We start from the raw sequence: 19025 nt of genomic DNA on the forward strand, positions 1-19025 counted from the left end.
GGAGATTTTTTATAATGCAGCGGATTTTAGTTATTTTCCTGGTGATTACCGGGGCTTATATCGGTTGGAATTATTGGTTCGACGGAGATGGACTTAACTTTGCAAGAGCGGAAGATTCTGTAAAGGTAAGCAATGGTACGGAAAAAATCACGGTCGATGTTTCGAGTGTCGCGTCGAAGATTGTGCAAGAGGACCGAAATGATGTCCACGCTGAACTGGAAGGCAAAGGCTCGGTAAAAGTTATGCGTCACGGAGATGAAATCCAGGTAACTGTTAAGCGAAAAGGCTTCTTCTGGTTCAACTGGTTTGAGATGGATCAGACTTCACTTACCATCTATATCCCGGAAGATTATGAAAAAGATATGGACATCGAGCTCGGTTCCGGGAAGATTGCTTTTAAAGGCAACTCAGCCGACCAACCTGTGAAACTGAGAAACCTGGCAATCAATATTGGTTCAGGCAGCATGACCCTGGAAAATTTCGATGTTGAAAATCTGGAGCACCAGAGTTCATCCGGAGAGGTTAGCATGGATTCGATTTCTGCCAGCAGCGGTTCTTTTGATGTCAGCTCCGGAAGCGTCCATGTCAAAAACTATTCTGGAAAGCTTGATGCAGACGTATCATCCGGTGAACTAGACATCCAGATGAAGCAGTTGATCGATGATGTTGACTTGAACGTCAGTTCCGGTTATATCGAATTGGATTTGCCTAATGAAGCAGATTTTACTTTGGACGGAAAAATAAGCAGTGGCAACCTATCAAGCGATTTTTCGCTCAAAAATAAAGAGGCATCCAAAAACCGAATTCGCGGGAAATACGGAAGCGGGAAATTCCAAATCAACGCTGATGTTTCAAGCGGGAATATCAAAATAAAGTAACCATTGGCGAACTGGAAAAAAACAATCATAATTACCAGTTCGCCAATAAATTTTCATTTTCGCCAATAAATCAGGTGATATCGCCAAAAAAAAAAATTTCGCCAATAAAATTGTGAACTCCGCCAATAAAATAGTTTTTTCGCCAAAAAAAATTCCCTACTCTGACCATATCCAGATTGATATGGGTTTCCCCACCTCATTTCTTCAATTTTTTCCTTAACTATTTACAAAACTGACATATAGAACATTTTTTCCATTAAAAGAGGCAAAATAATCAAAAATACCTTTTTTAAGGAGTATCATGGAAACCATATTGACTACCATTTTGAGAACCCTTTTAGGCTTTGGTGTATTATTCCTTCTTACCCGTGTACTTGGCAAAAAGCAGCTCAGCCAGATGACCTTTTTTACTTATATCACCGGAATTGCTCTGGGAAATATAGCCGGTGATATGGTAGTGCATAGAGATATTAAATTAATTGATGGTGTTACTGGTTTGGCGCTCTGGGCCTTTTTAACGCTGACCATTGAATACATCGCTCTTAAATCGCCTAAAGCGAGAATTTTGCTGGACGGTGAACCGACCATCATTATCAAACAGGGAAAAATAAATGAAAAAGCAATGAAGTCCAATAAGCTAAATATGGATGACCTTACCATGCTGCTAAGAATCAAAAATGTATTTTCGATAAAAGAAGTCGATTATGCAATCCTTGAACCAAATGGACAAATCAGTGTTTTAAAGAAAGTGGAATTTGAAAACGTTATTAATAAAAATGCTGGTATCCCCCTTACACCACGAACATTCTTGCCTTCGGAATTAGTTGTCGACGGCCGTATCGTTAAAAAGAATCTGAAGGAGTTAAGCTTGAGTGAAGACTGGCTGGCAAATGAATTAAAAAAGAAAGGGATCAATCGGCTGGAGGATGTCTTTTATGCTGAGCTCGAGAGTGATGGAACAGTAGTTGCAGAACAACGCTCTAAATAACCATCCCATCACGTGATGGGAGGTTTTTTATTTTACTATGCCTTTGTTCCGTGTAAGCTCATACTCTTTTACTTTACATCTCTTTCTATTAAAATGAGTTCAGATATCATATTAACTTTTCAAGGAGAGCGGGTATGTTTGAATTACTCATCACAATGCTCGAGCGTCTCGGCATCATTGTGACAATCGCCTTCATTTTAACAAGATTCCGCTTTTTCCGGGGTTTGATTTACCATGATTCGCTGAACCGCCGGCAGCAATATTTTGCGATTATCTTCTTTGGATTTTTCGGAATCATTGGTACATATTCAGGCATGAGCTTCTCTACTGATAACCTGCAGTTCAACCCATGGGCTGCGGATCTTGCTTCAGATGAGGCGATTGCCAATTCGCGTGTCATCGGCATTGTCATCGCCGGATTGCTTGGCGGCTACAAGGTTGGGATTGGCGCGGGGCTTATTGCAGGGCTGCATCGTTTTACGCTTGGCGGCTTTACTGCTCTTGCCTGCGGACTTGCGGCAATCGTTGCCGGCGTCATTTCCGGCCGTTTTCAAAAAAAGAAAAACAATATCAACCTGAGAACAGCCTTCCTTGTCGGGGCCATTGCCGAGACGGTGCAAATGATGATCATCCTCTTGATCGCGAAGCCTTATCATCAGGCGCAAACTCTCGTTGAAATCATTGGTGTCCCGATGATCCTGGCGAATGGACTTGGCTCTGCCCTATTTTTAATGGTCATAAAGAATGTTGTTTCCGAAGAAGAAAAGACAGGAGCGTTGCTTGCCCAGAAAACGCTGCGGATTGCTGATCAGACACTTGCGTACTTACGCAAGGGCATCAATCCGGATTCAGCCCGGGCAGTCTGCCAGATACTACATAATGAAGTCCAGACAAGCGCGGTTGCGATGACGAATAAGACGGAAATTCTGGCCCATATCGGCCTGGCGGATGACCATCACCGTTCAACCAGCCCGATTCAGACCCAGATTACCCGAGATGTGCTGAAAAGCGGAAAAATGGTCGTTGCCAATGATGAGACGATCCACTGCCGGGATCAGAGCTGCCCGCTTGGCGCGGCGGTGATTGCCCCGTTGAAGCATCGTGATGAAACGATTGGCACCCTTAAGTTTTATTTTAAATCGGAAAAAGAAATCACCAATGTTGTCATTGAATTGATTTCCGGACTGAGCAACCTGCTCAGCAACCAGCTCGAATCCGCCGAAGCGGAAAAAGCTTATCAGCTTGCCAAGGAAGCCGAGGTAAAGGCCCTTCAGGCCCAAATCAGCCCGCACTTCCTTTTCAACTCAATGAATGTCATAACTTCGCTGATCAGGATTGACCCGAATAAAGCGAGGACGCTTCTTGTTTCGCTTTCCCATTTCCTGCGTCAGAACCTGAATGCCACCACAGTCACGACGACCACACTTGAACAGGAATTGCGTCATGTGAAAGCCTATCTATCCATTGAAGAGGCTCGTTTTGTGGAAAAGCTGAAGGTTACTTATGATATTGAGGATGACGCCCTGCTTGTAAAAATCCCGCCGCTGACATTGCAGCCGATCGTCGAAAACGCAGTGAAGCACGGCATAAAAAATATGGACCAGGATTGCCACATCCATATCTCCATCCAAAAAGGGCAGAATGGGACAATTGTGTCTGTTGAAGATAATGGGCAGGGAATGGACAAGGAACGAATGGAGCAACTGGGAAAGCGGATGATTGAATCTGATACAGGAAGCGGGATTGCCCTTTTCAACGTCAATAGAAGGCTTGCGATGAACTTTGGGGAAGAATCCTCCTTGAGGATCGCCAGCGAACCTGGAAAAGGCACAAAGATTTCTTTTACGATTCCACAAGTGGAGGAACGATAGATGGACAATAGTATTCGGACATTGATAGCAGATGATGAAATGTACAGCCGGGATGAACTGAAGCATTTACTGAAGTCCTTTCCTTCCATCCAGGTTGTCGGAGAAGCAGAGACCGGTGAAGCCGCAGTCGTCAAAGCCCTGCACCTCCACCCCGATGTGGTATTCCTTGATGTTGAAATGCCAAAGATGACCGGAATGGAAGCCGCTAAATCGCTGATGGCTTTAAAAAAAGCGCCATTGATCGTTTTTGCTACCGCATATCCGCAATTTGCCGCTGAGGCGTTTCGATATGAAGCGGTTGATTACTTGCTGAAGCCGTATGACGAGAACCAGCTGAACGAAACCATCCTCAGAATCGAGAAGCATTTCCTCCAGCCGACCGGGCAAGAGGCAGGAAAACCATCTGGCAAGCTCGCCGTTGAAGGAGATGGCGAAATTTTTTATCTTGAGCCAAAAGATATCCTTTATATTTCCCGGGAAGAGAAATTTTCAAAAATCGTAACGGAAGCAAAAGAGTATGAAACAAAGACTCCATTAAAGGATCTTGAAAGCCGGCTCCTTCCCTATTCCTTTTTCCGTATCCATAAAAGCTATCTTGTGAACCTGGAATATGTCACCCGGCTCACCCCCTGGTTCAACGGCGCCTATCAGCTTGAAATCAAGGGCCGGAATGAAATGCTGTCAGTGAGCCGGAATTATGTTAAGGCATTAAGGACCCAGCTTGAACTATAAACACGCACTGTTCAAAAAGCATCAGATCAGATGCTTTTTTGCATTTTAATAGAATCAGGATGCATCTAAATCGACAAATTCTGCACTTCAAGCCCATATTCCTGCATCTTGTTCACAAAACCGCCACATGAAACCGTTTTCTTTTATAATGATTGCAAACGCATACATTAAAACTCAAGGAGGTTTCCTATGTATACCTTTCTAGCTGGTATTGCACTTTTAATCATTGGATATTTTACGTATGGAAAGTTTGTAGAAAAGGTTTTCGGCGTGAACGAGGGTCGTTCCACTCCGGCTTATACACATAAGGATGATGTTGACTATGTGCCAATGTCGACAGCAAAGAACTCACTGATCCAACTTCTCAACATCGCTGGTGTCGGACCGATTTTCGGACCGATCATGGGTGCTTTATATGGACCGGTCGCTTTCCTTTGGATCGTTCTTGGCGCAATCTTCGCCGGTGCTGTCCATGACTACCTCACAGGGATGATTTCCATCCGCAACCGAGGTGCCCACCTTCCTGAACTTGCAGGAAAATTCCTTGGCAAGGTGATGAAACACGTTGTCAATGCATTCGCGGTGCTTCTTTTGCTTTTGGTTGGTACCGTGTTCGTCACAGCTCCTGCTGGTTTGCTTCATACTTTGATGGACGGTAAGGTAACAATGGGTATCATCGTTGCTGCAATTTTTGTTTACTATATTTTAGCGACTTTGCTTCCTGTAGATAAAATCATTGGCCGCTTGTATCCAATCTTCGGCGCATTGCTTTTGATCAGTGCGGTTGGAGTAGGCGCCATGCTGGTGATTACAGGTGCACCAATTCCTGAATTATCATTAACGAATTTCCATCCTGATAATGCAGCGATTTTCCCGCTGTTATTTTTAACAATCTCTTGCGGAGCGCTGTCAGGTTTCCATGCAACACAAACACCAATCATTTCACGTACTACACAAAATGAAAAACAAGGACGCAAGATTTTCTACGGCATGATGATCGCTGAAGGTGTGATCGCGATGATCTGGGCTGCTGCTGCAATGAGCTTGTTCGATGGCTACAATGGCCTGAACGATATGTTGGCAAACGGCGGACCTGCTGCGATCGTAAGCGAAGCTTCCACATTGATGCTTGGCGCAATCGGCGGAACACTTGCTGTACTAGGTGTAATCGTACTGCCTATCACTTCTGGTGATACTGCATTCCGAAGTGCACGTATGATCATTGCTGACTACTTTAATTTTTCTCAAAAGAAATTCACTAGCCGTCTTTGGATCGCTGTTCCGTTATTCGTTATCTCTTTCGCACTGACAAAAGTAGATTTCACAATACTATGGAGATACTTCTCCTGGGCTAACCAGTCAACTGCAGTCATCGCGCTGTGGGTTGGTGCCATGTACCTGTTCATCGCCAAGAAGAACTACTGGATCGCAATGATTCCTGGCATGTTCATGACAGCGGCTGTCACATCTTATATCCTTAATGCACAAATCGGATTCGGTCTGTCTCTGACAATTTCCAATATCGGTGCGCTAATCGTCACAGCTGTCATCACGGTCATGTTCTTCAACGCTGCGAAAAAAGCACGAGCTAAGAACATCCCGCTTGATGAAGACATCTCCAACTATAACAGGGTGGCGTAACGATGAGCGGATGCTGCAGTCCTGAATACCGCAAGACAGTCAATGAGAAAGAAGAACAAGTCAACAGTAAAGGGAAAGAACAGCTTCCCCTTATTGCCAAAATCATCATTGTCCTTATTATTGCAGGAGGTCTGCTGGCAGCCATCCTTGCAAATTAGGTCAAAAAAGTGCACGCTTACATTAGGCGTGCACTTTTATTTAGTCAGGAGGTTAAAAAATATGAAAATATTAATTGTTGGTGCAGGCGCAATCGGCGGCTATTTCGGCGGAAGGCTCCTTGAAAAAGGAGCAGACGTGACATTTCTTGTGCGTGAAAGAAGGCAGAAGCAGCTTAAGGAAAACGGTCTGGTTGTTTCCAGCATCCACGGCGATCTGCATTTTCCTGACCCGCAGACAATTGGATCAGAATCGCAAGCTGAGCCGTATGATGTCATTCTCGTTTCAACCAAGTCCTATCATTTGGGTGGCGCGATTGAAAGCATTCGTCCATTTGTTGGCGACAGGACGATGATTCTCCCTTTGCTGAACGGAATTGCCCATCTTGAAGCTTTAACCGAAGCTTTCGGACCGGAAAAGGTGATCGGAGGGCTATGTTTTATCGAAACAACGCTGGATGAAAGCGGCAAGGTGATTCAAACCAGCCCGATTCAGGATTTGGTTTTTGGGGAACGAAATGGGGAGCGTTCAGAAAGAATCTTACAGCTCCATGCTGCTTTTGATGGCACGAAGGCTAACTTCCGTCTTTCTGAAAAAATCGAACAGGAAATGTGGCAGAAATATTTATTCATCACATCGTTAAGCGGCATTACCTCACTTTTCAGGTCCCCGATCGGCCCCATTCGAGATCAAACGCAGGGAGCGGAAACGGTCAAACGCCTGCTGCATGAGACGGTCGAAATTATGACAGCGATTGGTGCCCCACTTTCAGAAGGGGCTACGGATGCGACATGGAACAGGCTGAACGAAATTGGCCACGGCATGAAGTCCTCCCTACAGCGTGATATGGAAAAATCACTCCCGACAGAAGGAGACCACCTGTTTGGCTTTTTGCTGAAGAAGGCAGCCGAGCTTCGGATGGACGCACCTACACTGGCTGCTGTTTATGCGAATGTTGATATTTACGATAGTATGCTCACCTCATGAAAAACATAAATGCCTGAATCTATGAGTTTCCCCTGGTAACTTCATAGATTCAGGCATTTTTTTAATATATCTTTGCTTTTTCATGCCCTGTCAGCACTCTCAAGGCACCCAATGCCAGGGCTTCCATTTCTGCTTCACCCGGGATGACAAATACTTCACCTATGAAACTCACTTTCTCGCGGATCCAATCTGTGATCATTCCTGATTGGGAGATGCCTCCTGTAAGAATGATGCCGTCTACCTTCCCATCCAAAACGGTTGCCATTGCCCCGATTTCTTTGCCGATCTGATGGACCATTGCCTTCAATACAAGTTTCGCTTCCGGATCCCCTGTCTGTATTCGCTCTTGTATTTCAATGACGTTTTTTGTACCCAGATAGGAAAAAATCCCGCCCTGCTTGGTCATCCGCTGGATCAGTTCCTTTTCACTGTATTTCCCTGAAAAACAAAGCTGGACAAGCTGCTTTGCCGGCAGTCCGCCAGCCCGCTCCGGAGAGAATGGACCCTCGTTTTCAGCATTGTTCACATCGATCATCCTGCCGCCCTTTAACGCTGCAACCGATATGCCACCGCCGAGATGCGCGGCAATAAAACTTGTATCAGCTAATTCCTTCCCTAGCCCAGCTGCAATTTTGCGTGATGCTGCCTTGATGTTGAGCGCATGGACGTGGCTCTTTCTTTCAATATCTGCAAGACCGGAAACCCTCGCTTCATCAATCAATTCATCCACTCCGACAGGGTCGACGATAAAGGCGGGCAGATGATATTCTCTGGCTATTTCAGCAGCGATGATGGCCCCGAGATTGGATGCATGATTGCCATATTTTCCTGAACGCGCATCTTCCAACAGGTTATCATCCACAAGATAGGTCCCGCTGCTCATCGGCTTCAGCATTCCTCCCCGGCCAACGACAGCGTCCAGTGAGGAAAGCTTGAAATCCCGTTTTCCCAGTACCCTCATAATGGCTTCAAGCCGATATGGAAGCTGCGCTGTCAGATCCGCCAGCTTCATGAGTTCAGCATCGTCATGCCGAATATTCTCCACAAACTGCAATTTTTCATATTCATAAACAGCCAGTTTCGTAGAGGTCGATCCAGGGTTAATACCTAAAACATTCATTGATCTTCACCTATCCTTCATACGCTGACCGTTGAATTTGAAGCAGCAACAACTGCCAGGGCAATAGAAGCTAATTTTGCCTCAGCTGAATCTGACCGTGAGTTCAAGACCAATGGCACCCTGGCGCCAAGTACGATTCCCGCCATCGTTCCCCTGGCGAAATACGTTATCGCCTTTCCAAGGAAATTGCCCGCCTCAATGGTTGGTACAATCAGCAAGTCTGCCCTCCCGCCAAGTTCACTGTCCAGCTTTTTGTGCAAAAGTGATTCCCTGCTGATCGCCAGGTCCAATGGAAGCGGTCCTTCGATCAGCAGCGGCTGGCTGGATTCTTTTTTTATCAGGATGGCCAGTTCGTCTGCCTCCACGGTAACAGGCATTGTCTCGCTGACACGTTCATTCGCTGCCAGAATGGCAACACGCGGCTGGTCCACGCCAATCCTCGCGAGAAACTCGACTCCATTCAGGATGATCTGCTTTTTTTGCTGAAAATTTGGGGCTATATTGATGCCGCCATCTGTCATGCAAATCAACCTTTCACTTCCCGGTATATCAAACACTGAAAGATGGCTGATCACTCGGTCTGTTTTTAAATGGAGACCCTTGTCCAGCACTCCTTTTAAAAATGGCGTACTGTTCAAAAACCCTTTCATGATTGCCTGAACATGCCCATCGCTCGCCTGCTTAGCAGCGATGTAGGCATTCTCCTTTTCTGTATAGGCAGGATAGACAGGAAAGTCCTCTACTGAAAAATCAAGTTCCCTTGCCAGCTCAAAGATTTTTTGCGGGTCGCCGACGAGGTATGGTTCAATGATTCCCAGCTCGAAGGCCTCCTTGACAGCGACTAGCACATCGCTGTCATGGGCAGCCGCGATGCTCATTTTTACCGGCGGTCTTGTCTGTGCTGCGGCAATGACCTCCTTAAAGCTTCGATAGCGCATCTTCTCACCTCCTGTTGCTTATCCTCTGTATTTGCTCTGGATCCTGCTGATCTTTTCAATCTTCTCTTCTACTAATATATTTGCAGCTTTATACGTTGGTATATCGTGATTTTTGGCGATTTTGTAGATTTTCCCGAGGATGTCATAGATCATGCTTGCATTCTTGAATGCACGGTCCTTGCTGTACTCATGCAATTCATCCGCAACCTGGATCAGCCCGCCAGCATTTGCGACATAGTCGGGTGCATACAGGATTCCCTTATGATGCAGCATGTCGCCGTGCCGTTCTTCCGCCAGTACATTGTTCGCAGCACCGGCGACTCCCAGGCATTTCAGCTTTGGAATCGTGATGTCATTGATCACAGCACCAAGAGCATTCGGCGAAAAAACATCGCATTCAACGGTGTAAATGTCCAAAGGTTCAACTGTCTCAATATCCGGATATTGCTCTAAAACTTCTTTTACATTTTCCTCAAAAATATCTGTGACGACCAGGTTTGCTCCTTCTCCATGAAGATGCCCCACCAGGAAGCGACCAACCTTGCCAAGTCCCTGCACGGCAATTTTGCGCCCCGCCAGTGAATCTGTACCGAAGATCTCTTTTGCGGTCGCTTTGATTGCCTTCCACACTCCATAGGCCGTGATGATGGCAGAGTTGCCGCTGCCGCCATATTCTTCCGGCAGGCCAACCAGATAGGAAGTTTGCTTTGAAGCAGACACGAAATCCATGCCAACTGTTCCCACATCTGTCCCGGTGTAAAAACGTCCCTTCAATGTTTCGACGAACGAGCCAAAAGCCTGGAAAAGCTCATCCGATTTTTCGGACTTGGGATCGCCGATGATGACAGCCTTCCCGCCCCCGTAGGTCACTCCTGAAACACCGCATTTATAGGTCATCCCTTTAGAAAGACGCAGTACATCCCGCAGTGCTTCATCGGTCGACTCATAATCCCACATCCGGCAGCCGCCCAGTGCCGGGCCAAGAGTCGTATCGTGGATCGCAACAATCGATTTTAGACCGGTGGCTTTGTCATAATTGAAAATCACCTGTTCATGGCCCTGATTCTTCATTTCTTCAAAAAGATCAAGCACCATTTTCTGTTCCTCCGTTAGCAACACAAACATCCCCTCCCGTAATCGGACCTGGCAAAGCTGTGTTTATCTGCAGGATGTATCCAGATCTTAAAATGTAAGCCCTTACACAGTTACATTATAAAGAGTTTCGCTTTCGCTAACGGTGATATATCTTACACTTCTGTGGCAAAGCAACTGGAAAAAACCAAGGAAAATTTCCAGGTCGCCAATAAAGTTGTGAACATCGCAAATAAAATGTTTTTTTCGCCAAAATACTTGTTGAAATGAAGTTAGTATAAAAAGTGGACACAGGCATTGGCGTCATGTTTTAATCATAACCAACAATAAAAGGGACGTGTAAACATGGCGGAAAAGTATAAGAAATATCCTATAGAATTTAATTTCATATGACACCCTACAGAAATGGGTAGCTGCCTATCGGAAAAGACAACAGGATGCAGAGAAAGACCGTCAGAACCGCTTATTAACCGCTTCAGAATACAAAAAATTATATGAAGCAGAAAGATTAAGAAAGTTGGAACTGGAGGAGGAAAATACAATCTTAAAAAAGGCGATGCACATCTTCACGCAAGAAAAGAAGTAAAGTTTGCTTTCATCCATTCAGAGAGGGATGAGCACACCATCGTGAGGATGTGCAAAGTACTAGGTGTTACTACTTCAGGTTATTATGCATGGCTAAAGCGTCAGGAACAGGGTGAAACAGAAAAGCAGAAACAAGACAGACAGTTGGATGAACTCATCATTTCTCACTTTTATGAGAACCTTTCTACATTTGGTAGTCCTAGGATCCACAAAAAGCTTTTGACAGAGAATAATATAAAGGTCTCACAAAAGAAAGTAGCCAATCGTATGAGAGCGCTTAGCCTCTATGCGACGCCACCGAAAAAATATGTTCATACTACCGATTCAAACCATGACAAGAGAACATATCCAAATGTACTAGACCGTAACTTCAACCCCAAGGCGCCTAATAAAGTATGGGTAACTGATATTACCTATATCCATACAGGAGAAGGTTTTATTTACATGAACCCTGTTATTGACTTATTTTCACGCCGGGTTATAAGCTACGCCATTGACGATAATATGGAGCATACTCTGCCACTCCGTGCCTTAAATGAAGCTATTGCATTACGAAACCCCGAAGAGGGTTGGATCCACCATTCAGATCGTGGATCACAATATTGTTCGAACAATTATATCGAAACCCTTAAGACAGCTAAAGCCACAATCAGTATGAGCAGGAAAGCGACTCCTTATGATAATGCCTGTGTAGAGTCCTTTTTTGCTTCATTGAAAAAAGAATACCTTTATAAATTTGTATTTCCCACAAAGGCAGCCGCGGTAGCAGCTGTCGAGTTTTATGTGCAATTTTATAACAGGAAACGGATTCATTCCACACTTGAATACGCCACTCCAGTTGAGTGTGAATTGGCGTTCGAAAAGGCGCAAAGAGAAGACGCCAATAAAAAAGAGTTGCCCTCAGCCTAATGGAATAATCGGTTTTTGATTTTTCCTTTAGGCTGAGGCATCCAAACGAAGTGTAAACGGAGTGCGGAATAAAAAATACGCCAATCCCTGGCATAAAATAATCTATTTTATTGACAGAAGTCCAGAAATCGCCATTAAAAATAAATTTTCGCCAATAAAATTGTGAACTCCGCCAATAAAACAAAATTCCCTCAAAAAAAGAACCAAAGCGCAGCTGCTTTGGTTCTTCTAAAAGCAATTTTTTATTGTACACCCGGAAACCAGCCTGGTGTATTGACGATTGCCTGCCATAATGGATCCGGAACGACTAGTCGGGCCTGCGCACCTGTATCAAGCTTCGTTTCAATTTCATTTTCACGGCCGGTTTCGACTTTTTCTACCCAATCTGGATCAATGATCAGTTCACGTCCAAGCGCAAGCAGAGGCACTCCTGTTCCGAATGCCTTGATCACATCTTCCGCACTGTAAAGTGATCCCACACCAATGACAGGTACTTTATTTCCGACTCGTTCGTGGATGATTTCCATCCGTGAACGGTCATCATCCACACCCCTTCTTGGCTTTGACCAGAAATCATTCAATGATACGTGCAGGTAATCAAGATTCTTTTCTGCAAGGGCATCAATCAATTCAAGGGTGTCTGCCATCGTAATACCCGGCTCCTCCGGCTCTTCGGGGGAGAATCTGTATCCGACGATGAACGGTTCTTTGGCATGCTCAGCTGTTACCTTCTTCACCTCATCGACAACCGCCAGCGGAAAGGCCATCCTTTTTTCCAGTGAGCCACCCCATTGATCTTCACGCCTGTTTGAATGTGGGGAGAAGAATTGCTGAATCAAATAGCCATTGGCTCCATGGATTTCGACTCCATCAAAGCCTGCCTGTATTGCCCGGCGGGTGGTCTCGCCAAAGGCAGAAATGATCTTCTCAATTTCTTCTCCTGTCAATTCACGCGGTGCCTTTGCACTGTTCCGCTCTGACTGAACGGCACTTGCGCTGACAATGTCTCCATCCGGCACAAGTTCCGGCGGACATTCGCGGCCACCATGGAAAATTTGCAGCACTGCTTTAGCGCCTTCCGCTTTAATAGCTGAAGCCAGCTTACGCAAACTTGGAATCATGTCATCTGTATCTGCGCCAAACTCACCTTTGAAGCCTTTCCCATCTCTGGTCACGTATGTACACGCCGTCACTACCATGCTTACATCTTTTGAGCGGCGGGCATAATACTTTACCTCTGCGTCTGTCACGGTTCCATCCTCATTGGATGAGAAGTTTGTCATCGGTGCCATGACCAGTCTATTCTTCAGGCTGACTCCATTGGGGAATGAAAAAGAATCGAATAACGGTTTATATTTTTCGTTCATTAACTATGTACCTCCTTTTTCGATATACGAAAGATTTTACCTAAACTGCTGCTAGCTAAACATCTCAGTTATTATTTGTATCTTTCCTGAAAAAAACAGCGGGAAATTATTTTTCCGCTGTCATCCATTACTTGCTTGTCTTTTCGATTGCTGCCTTGATGGTCTCTGCCTGCTGCTCCATATCGCCAATTCCCTGAAAATGGAGATACATGATTCTCGGTTTCTCAAACAGCATATGGTTGTGCAAAGCGGAGACTTCCAGCTTCCCCTTTGCCAATTCCTCCAGGACAGGGTTTACTTCATCCTGTAGCAAAGCGAGTTCTCCCATCACGGCTGTTTGCCCATCAACCTTTTCAAAACTGAAATGGAAGGCTAGTTCCATCATTTCCATGGACAGTTTTTTACCCATAAACGTCGCTTGTTTAATATGTTCACGGATGATTTCCACCTTGCAGACACCATTTACGGATTCAACATCTGTATTGAAAACATTCTTCAGCTTTTCACAATCTGTATTTCCCTGAGCCTGTGCTGCAGCAGGTAAAAATAATGAAAAAACCAACAAAACTGCCATCGTCATTCTTTTCACGTCAGGCACTCCTTTTTTTCCTTTAGCATCCCTATTTCCTTTTTTCAATATTCCTGCACTATATTAAAAAGACACTCTGCCTCAGCAGAATGCCTTTTTCATGCTGCCCCACATGGAAAAGCACGCTTCCATCCTAAAGTGCTATTCCCAATACGGTTGAAAGTTCTTGTTTCTTCTCATTCAAATAGAGCTGGTCCAATTCCTTCAGTTCGTCTTTATTAAATTTTTCCATATTGTAAATATAAAGTTCCCAGATGCTTTTCTTCAATGATTCATCTGCTGATCTTCCGATTAACAGATACGCATCGATCAGAGCTGTTAGAATCGAAAAATCCTCGCTGCCATAATGGATGATTTGATAAAAGGATAAATATAAGATATCCATAGTCCTTTTTTGTTTGCCAATGATTCTTGGCTGCATCTCTTCGTCATAATAGGCGATATAGCGGCCATTCGAACGAATCCGGCAAAGATGTGACAACGCCATGCCCAGATACGAGATACAGACTCTTGCTGTATTCGGGTCGTTGACCGCAGGTGATATAGCCCTTAATGCCACTTCGACGATTTTCTGCAGGGCGAATTCCGGATCCTGAATCGATGAACGTTCCTTCCCAAGCTTCAAGTACTGATTCAGCACACCATCTATGTCCTCGTCCAGTTCACCACTATGATGGACCCTGAACGCAATACTGTCCTCGGTAAGAAAATCTCCATTCAAAAAATTCGCCTCAACCCCGATTCTATGCTGGGATGCATATTTCAAAAGACCGTGATAGTCTGTCAGCTGTACATAGCCATATCCCCTGCATTTTACATCCCTGACGAATTCATAAGTGAAATCGGCATCTTTCCTGTCATCAATCACATTAGTAAATTTGCTTTCCAGCGTCTCTTCCTGCCTTTTGATGACCTTCATACTGCCCTCAGTTATTTCTCGGATCAGCGTACTGACCTGAATGGACGTAGCCACATTATGGATAAAATAGGCGAAAACACCAAGGCAGATGAACGCGATCACCACCCCAACTGATGCAGAAATCACCTCACTTTCGTACCAGTTTTCACTCATGAAGAGTAAAGACAGGACTGAATAGACAAACCCTCCCATAAAGATTCCAAGCACCCGCATTGTCAAAGGATCTTCAACGAAATTATTCAGCGTTCGCGGAGAGAATTGTGATGAATATGTAGTCAATACAACCATGATTGTCGAGAATGTAATCGTCGTCATCGTTAAAAGTGCCCCGGAAAGCGAACCCAAAATCGTCTGGGCAAGGTCGACGCTGGTAAGCATGAATGATGGAACGACCTCCTGAGACAGTCCGTTGTGGTCAACATAAATCACAATCAATGCCAGCAGGAATGCGAGCACACTATAAATAACGGGTCTCAGCCACATACTTTCCCTTATCCTTAAAGCCATTTTTCTCAACAATCTCTCCAACTCCTTAGCTGCCAACTCTTTCCTTATTTATTTAGACCAAATAGGACGTGTTTAATCATTAACCTTACCAGTCTGGTTTTACCTCTTTAAAAAGACAGGGTGTTACGAGGCTTGAAAATAAACCCACAGTGGAATATTCTTAATTGTATACTTCAAATGTTTAAGGGTGGGATTAACCTGCGTATCAATAAATTCATCAGCGAAACAGGAAAAACGTCAAGACGGGGCGCTGACCGCCTCATTGAGGAAGGACGAGTGACAATCAACGGCAAGGTTGCAAAAATCGGCAGCCAGGTCGAGCCTGGCGATGTCGTCAAGCTCAATGGCGAAGAAATCAGGGTGTCGCAGAACTATGTTTATATTGCCTTGAATAAACCGGTCGGCATCACAAGTACGACGGAAAGACATGTGAAGGGCAACATCATCGATCTTGTCAATCATCCGCTAAGGATTTTCAACATCGGGCGGCTCGATAAGGATTCAGAAGGCCTGATCCTGCTCACGAACGACGGAGATATCGTTAATGAAATCCTCAGGGCTGAGAACAAGCATGAAAAAGAGTATATTGTATCCGTGGACAAGCCAATTACTCCAGAATTCGTCAAGGCGATGTCTGAAGGCGTCAGGATCCTTGGGACGAAAACATTGCCGGCAAAAGTCGTCCAGCTTTCAAAATACGAATTCAATATCATTCTTACACAAGGATTGAACAGGCAAATCCGCCGCATGTGTGAAGCTCTTGGCTATGAAGTCCTCAGACTGCAGCGCATCCGGATCATGAATATCCATCTTGGCAGCCTTCCAATCGGCCAATGGCGCGACTTGACCAAAAAGGAGAAACAGCAGCTTTTCAGCGATTTGAATTACGAACCGAAGCAATGGTAAAAGGATGAGCATTTATGGCTCATCCTTTTTATTGGCCGTTTTTTATAAGTAATTAGCTTCTTTCCTCTGTCACTAAAAATTAATGAATAAGTACTTTTTTTCAAAATATGAAAATAGAATTGGGAAACAAATGAAATTTTTCAGAGAGGTGCAAAATCTTTGAGAAACATCCTGAATAAAATTGTTTTCTTCATCGTTGTTAGCATCTGCTTGATTTTAATCACTTTGTTCCCGAGGGAAGCGATGGTGACTGGAGAAGGACGGGCTGTAAAGGTCGTATATACCTACGATTTTTCCTGGGAGGAATATATGGGAAATATTATCCATTTCGCCGAAAGTTTCATTAAGAATGGCAGCTTTGGCGAAACCAGGTATCATAAGCCGGTCGAGGAGGAAGTCGCCATCTATTTCCCCCGCAGTTTAAAAATAATCGTTACGGCGTTTTTCCTTAGTTTAGCAGCAGGAGTCCTGAAAGGGATCTATGATTTCAAGAACTCCACGAAACGAAAAAGTATTTTGGGAAATTGGAGCACATGGCTCCTTCTGTCCATTCCAGATTTTCTCATCATCCTGCTGTTCCAGTGGATCATCATCTTCTATGTGAATTGGATTGATATCTTTGGCCATGAGCAGTGGTTCAATTTCTTCATCCCTTCGCTGCTGGCAGCAATCTATCCCGCGATGTACATCAGCAGGATTACTGCAGGTGCGGTTTCCAGTGAGGCGGGGAAACAATATGTCCAGGTCGCGAAAGCCAAGGGGTTTAATGAAAACTACATCCTCTATCGACATATCCTAAAAAATTGTGGTGGTACCATCCTGAATTATGTGCCGACGATGATGATTTACATATTATCAAATTTACTATTTTTAGAGTATCTGCTCGACTATAAAGGGGCAGCATACCGCCTATGGCTGGCGCTTGATTTTGAACCGCGCATCTTTATTGGCAGAGAGTCGTTCTATGAACCGAGCGTGATCATTTCCTTTGGGATATGCTTCATGGCCATTGTCTTGTTTGCCCAAATCTGCAGTCATCTGCTCAGCAGCCGGCTTGATCCGCGTTAGGAGGTTTGCGAATTGAGGAATTGGCATTTCATCACCGGAACAATGTTGTTATCGATTTTTATATTGGTTGCCTTTATCGGTCCGCATTTTTCATTTGTAAAGGGCGGTATTGAGGAAAATCGGATGGTTATGGAAGATGGCAAATTTCAAAGGGCTCCCTTTGCTCCCTCATCCAAACACCTTCTCGGCACCGACCATGACGGCCGTGATTTATTAAGCATCCTTATAGCCGGGGCAAAGGATACCATTTTATTAGTCTTCGCCATCACTATCATCAGATACCTTTTCTCACTGGTACTGGTTTTATTGGCGTTCATTTGGAAAAAGCCATTCACCTGGCTGATCAACTGGTGGAATCAGCTTTCCGCAGGCCTCCCAATCATTTTTGCCGCAATCTTATTCATTACTCTCCCCATCTTCACCTTTAGTCCAAATCGGATCGTCTGGGTCATTTTCATCCTCGCGCTCATTGAAGTTGGGAGAGTCAGCTATATCATGAAGCAGAAAGTCCTGTCGATCTCCAAGACTCCTTTTGTCGAGGCTGGGATTACAATCGGAAATGGACCGTTTCGCTTTTTTAAAAATTACTATGTTCCTAGTCTTTTGCCCGAAATCATCGTCAACTTTTGCATTGACCTGGGCAGGGTCGCTTTATTGCTCGGCCAGCTGGGAATTTTCAGTATTTTTGTGACCCAAGTATTTGTCCAGACAAGCTACGGATTTGGAGAATTGAGAAATACAAGTCTTAATTGGCCAACACTTCTGGGTGAAGCAAGAGGAGATTTGTTAAAAGCCTTTTGGATCCCTTTTTTCACCGCAAGTGCGATCACGTACATGATTCTGACATTCAATATACTGGGTGAAGGGCTTCGGCGTTATTTTGAAAAAGGAGAGTCTTCAAATTTATAACCATTCGCAGGTATGCGTGCTGGTGCGGACAAAGAATTTGTGTTGTAATAACTTATATCAACGTTCTATAAGTTAGGAGCTATTTAAAGTCATGAATACGACAAACCCGGTAAGCCAGGACGAACTGAAGATCATTTTGCTCGCTGCAAACGAAATTATTATGTACGGAGGGAAGGGCCTGCTGGGCAAGATTCTCGCTGGTTCAAAAGACAAAAGGATTTATACAGGCGACCTTCACCTCTCCCCTTTTTACGGCTCATTCGCAGACATAAAACAAAAGGAGATCATGGAAAAGGTAGAATGGGTGATGGCCAACGGCTACCTTTCAGCTGATGAAAAGCTCTCCCTCCTTATTTACACAGACAAAGGCTGGAACCTTATTAAAGATGAACTTGCGGAAGTGCTTTATACAGATCTCTCCCTCGCTGCTGAGTACGGCAGATATGAGTATGTTCAGGTTATCCTCAATCAGGATCCAGAATTAAAGATGGACTTACTCGATCTCATTGAGGAGAGAAAGGATAAGGAACTAATCGACACGCTGATGGAATGGCTGGAGCTTGAAACCTTCAAACCTGTTCCTGAAAGAATCAAAGAAGTGGTCCAGGGACTGACTAAAGAAGATTCCACCGCTCCTCAGGCACAAAGTGGCATTCTCTCTTTTGCAGCCAATAAAAAATGGCTGGCTATTCCTCAGGATATCCGGCAGATGCTTGTCCGGAACGTTTTTTGTGGACATTGCCGCGGCCCGGTTCAAATCGAGAAATATGTGATCAAGGAGTTCAATGACACAGTTATACTCGAAGGAAAATGCAAGAACTGCGGCAATGATGTGGCAAGAGTAATAGATTAATTCCGGTCAC

The 19025-nt window shown here is 44.6% G+C and carries 18 protein-coding genes; 12 read left to right on the plus strand and 6 right to left on the minus strand.

Translation table 11 applies throughout. The features are described from left to right. The first annotated feature begins 14 nt into the window (after positions 1–14). From liaG to J7E38_RS11620, 7 genes are all read left to right on the plus strand, one after another. Positions 15–878 (plus strand): LiaG family protein, encoded by an 864-nt coding sequence (gene liaG / locus J7E38_RS11590; RefSeq protein WP_214707456.1) that lies wholly within the window; start codon positions 15–17, stop codon positions 876–878. Positions 879–1179: 301 nt separating this feature from the next. Further along, positions 1180–1866 (plus strand): DUF421 domain-containing protein, encoded by a 687-nt coding sequence (locus J7E38_RS11595; RefSeq protein ID WP_214707458.1) that lies wholly within the window; start codon positions 1180–1182, stop codon positions 1864–1866. 134 nt (positions 1867–2000) lie between these two features. Beyond that, positions 2001–3737 carry a sensor histidine kinase gene (locus J7E38_RS11600; RefSeq protein ID WP_214707460.1) on the plus strand — a complete coding sequence of 579 codons (1737 nt, stop codon included), beginning with the start codon at positions 2001–2003 and terminating at the stop codon, positions 3735–3737. Beyond that, a complete protein-coding gene (locus J7E38_RS11605; RefSeq protein WP_214707461.1) occupies positions 3738–4469 on the plus strand; it encodes a LytR/AlgR family response regulator transcription factor in 732 nt (243 codons plus the stop codon). 189 nt (positions 4470–4658) lie between these two features. Beyond that, positions 4659–6110, plus strand: a complete 1452-nt coding sequence (locus tag J7E38_RS11610) for a carbon starvation CstA family protein (protein ID WP_214707463.1) — start codon at positions 4659–4661, stop codon at positions 6108–6110. Positions 6111–6112: 2 nt separating this feature from the next. Next, positions 6113–6268 (plus strand): hypothetical protein, encoded by a 156-nt coding sequence (locus tag J7E38_RS11615; RefSeq protein WP_214707465.1) that lies wholly within the window; start codon positions 6113–6115, stop codon positions 6266–6268. Between the two features lie 61 nt (positions 6269–6329). Next, positions 6330–7253 carry a ketopantoate reductase family protein gene (locus tag J7E38_RS11620; RefSeq protein WP_214707468.1) on the plus strand — a complete coding sequence of 308 codons (924 nt, stop codon included), beginning with the start codon at positions 6330–6332 and terminating at the stop codon, positions 7251–7253. 61 nt (positions 7254–7314) lie between these two features. Here the strand turns inward: J7E38_RS11620 and buk are convergent, their stop codons facing one another. Genes buk through J7E38_RS11635 form a run of 3 tightly spaced genes read right to left on the minus strand, consistent with a single transcriptional unit; the run spans position 7315 to position 10406 of the window. Next, positions 7315–8373, minus strand: a complete 1059-nt coding sequence (gene buk, locus J7E38_RS11625; protein ID WP_214707470.1) for a butyrate kinase — start codon at positions 8371–8373, stop codon at positions 7315–7317. Between the two features lie 17 nt (positions 8374–8390). After that, positions 8391–9311 (minus strand): bifunctional enoyl-CoA hydratase/phosphate acetyltransferase, encoded by a 921-nt coding sequence (locus J7E38_RS11630; RefSeq protein WP_214707472.1) that lies wholly within the window; start codon positions 9309–9311, stop codon positions 8391–8393. An 18-nt stretch (positions 9312–9329) separates the two neighbouring features. Beyond that, positions 9330–10406, minus strand: a complete 1077-nt coding sequence (locus J7E38_RS11635; protein WP_214707957.1) for a Glu/Leu/Phe/Val family dehydrogenase — start codon at positions 10404–10406, stop codon at positions 9330–9332. Between the two features lie 504 nt (positions 10407–10910). Between J7E38_RS11635 and J7E38_RS11640 the strand changes: the two genes are divergently transcribed. Beyond that, positions 10911–11897: an IS3 family transposase gene (locus J7E38_RS11640; RefSeq protein WP_214707959.1), complete on the plus strand. Its 987-nt coding sequence runs from the start codon at positions 10911–10913 to the stop codon at positions 11895–11897. A 242-nt stretch (positions 11898–12139) separates the two neighbouring features. Here the strand turns inward: J7E38_RS11640 and J7E38_RS11645 are convergent, their stop codons facing one another. The 3 genes from J7E38_RS11645 to J7E38_RS11655 all read right to left on the minus strand — a co-directional run bounded on the left by J7E38_RS11645 (position 12140) and on the right by J7E38_RS11655 (position 15291). Then, positions 12140–13264 carry an NADH-dependent flavin oxidoreductase gene (locus J7E38_RS11645; RefSeq protein WP_214707474.1) on the minus strand — a complete coding sequence of 375 codons (1125 nt, stop codon included), beginning with the start codon at positions 13262–13264 and terminating at the stop codon, positions 12140–12142. Positions 13265–13391: 127 nt separating this feature from the next. After that, the gene (locus tag J7E38_RS11650; protein ID WP_251030305.1) at positions 13392–13844 is read right to left on the minus strand and encodes a DUF1259 domain-containing protein; all 453 of its coding nucleotides are present in this window, start codon (positions 13842–13844) and stop codon (positions 13392–13394) included. Positions 13845–13986: 142 nt separating this feature from the next. Further along, positions 13987–15291, minus strand: coding sequence for a DUF2254 domain-containing protein (locus tag J7E38_RS11655; RefSeq protein ID WP_214707478.1), 1305 nt, complete (start codon positions 15289–15291; stop codon positions 13987–13989). 165 nt (positions 15292–15456) lie between these two features. On the opposite strand from J7E38_RS11655, the gene rluF reads away from it, so the two are divergent. The 4 genes from rluF (at position 15457) to J7E38_RS11675 (ending at position 19015) form a co-directional block, all read left to right on the plus strand. Beyond that, positions 15457–16185 carry a 23S rRNA pseudouridine(2604) synthase RluF gene (rluF, locus tag J7E38_RS11660; RefSeq protein ID WP_214707961.1) on the plus strand — a complete coding sequence of 243 codons (729 nt, stop codon included), beginning with the start codon at positions 15457–15459 and terminating at the stop codon, positions 16183–16185. 159 nt (positions 16186–16344) lie between these two features. Beyond that, complete coding sequence (locus J7E38_RS11665; RefSeq protein ID WP_214707480.1) at positions 16345–17253, plus strand: ABC transporter permease subunit; 909 nt, start codon at positions 16345–16347, stop codon at positions 17251–17253. 12 nt (positions 17254–17265) lie between these two features. After that, positions 17266–18162 (plus strand): ABC transporter permease, encoded by an 897-nt coding sequence (locus J7E38_RS11670; protein WP_214707482.1) that lies wholly within the window; start codon positions 17266–17268, stop codon positions 18160–18162. Positions 18163–18253: 91 nt separating this feature from the next. Beyond that, positions 18254–19015, plus strand: a complete 762-nt coding sequence (locus J7E38_RS11675) for an RQC-minor-1 family DNA-binding protein (RefSeq protein WP_214707484.1) — start codon at positions 18254–18256, stop codon at positions 19013–19015. Positions 19016–19025: the final 10 nt, after the last annotated feature.

It is taken from the genome of Bacillus sp. ISL-35 (assembly GCF_018613355.1).
Taxonomy (GTDB): Bacteria; Bacillota; Bacilli; order Bacillales; family Cytobacillaceae; genus Mesobacillus.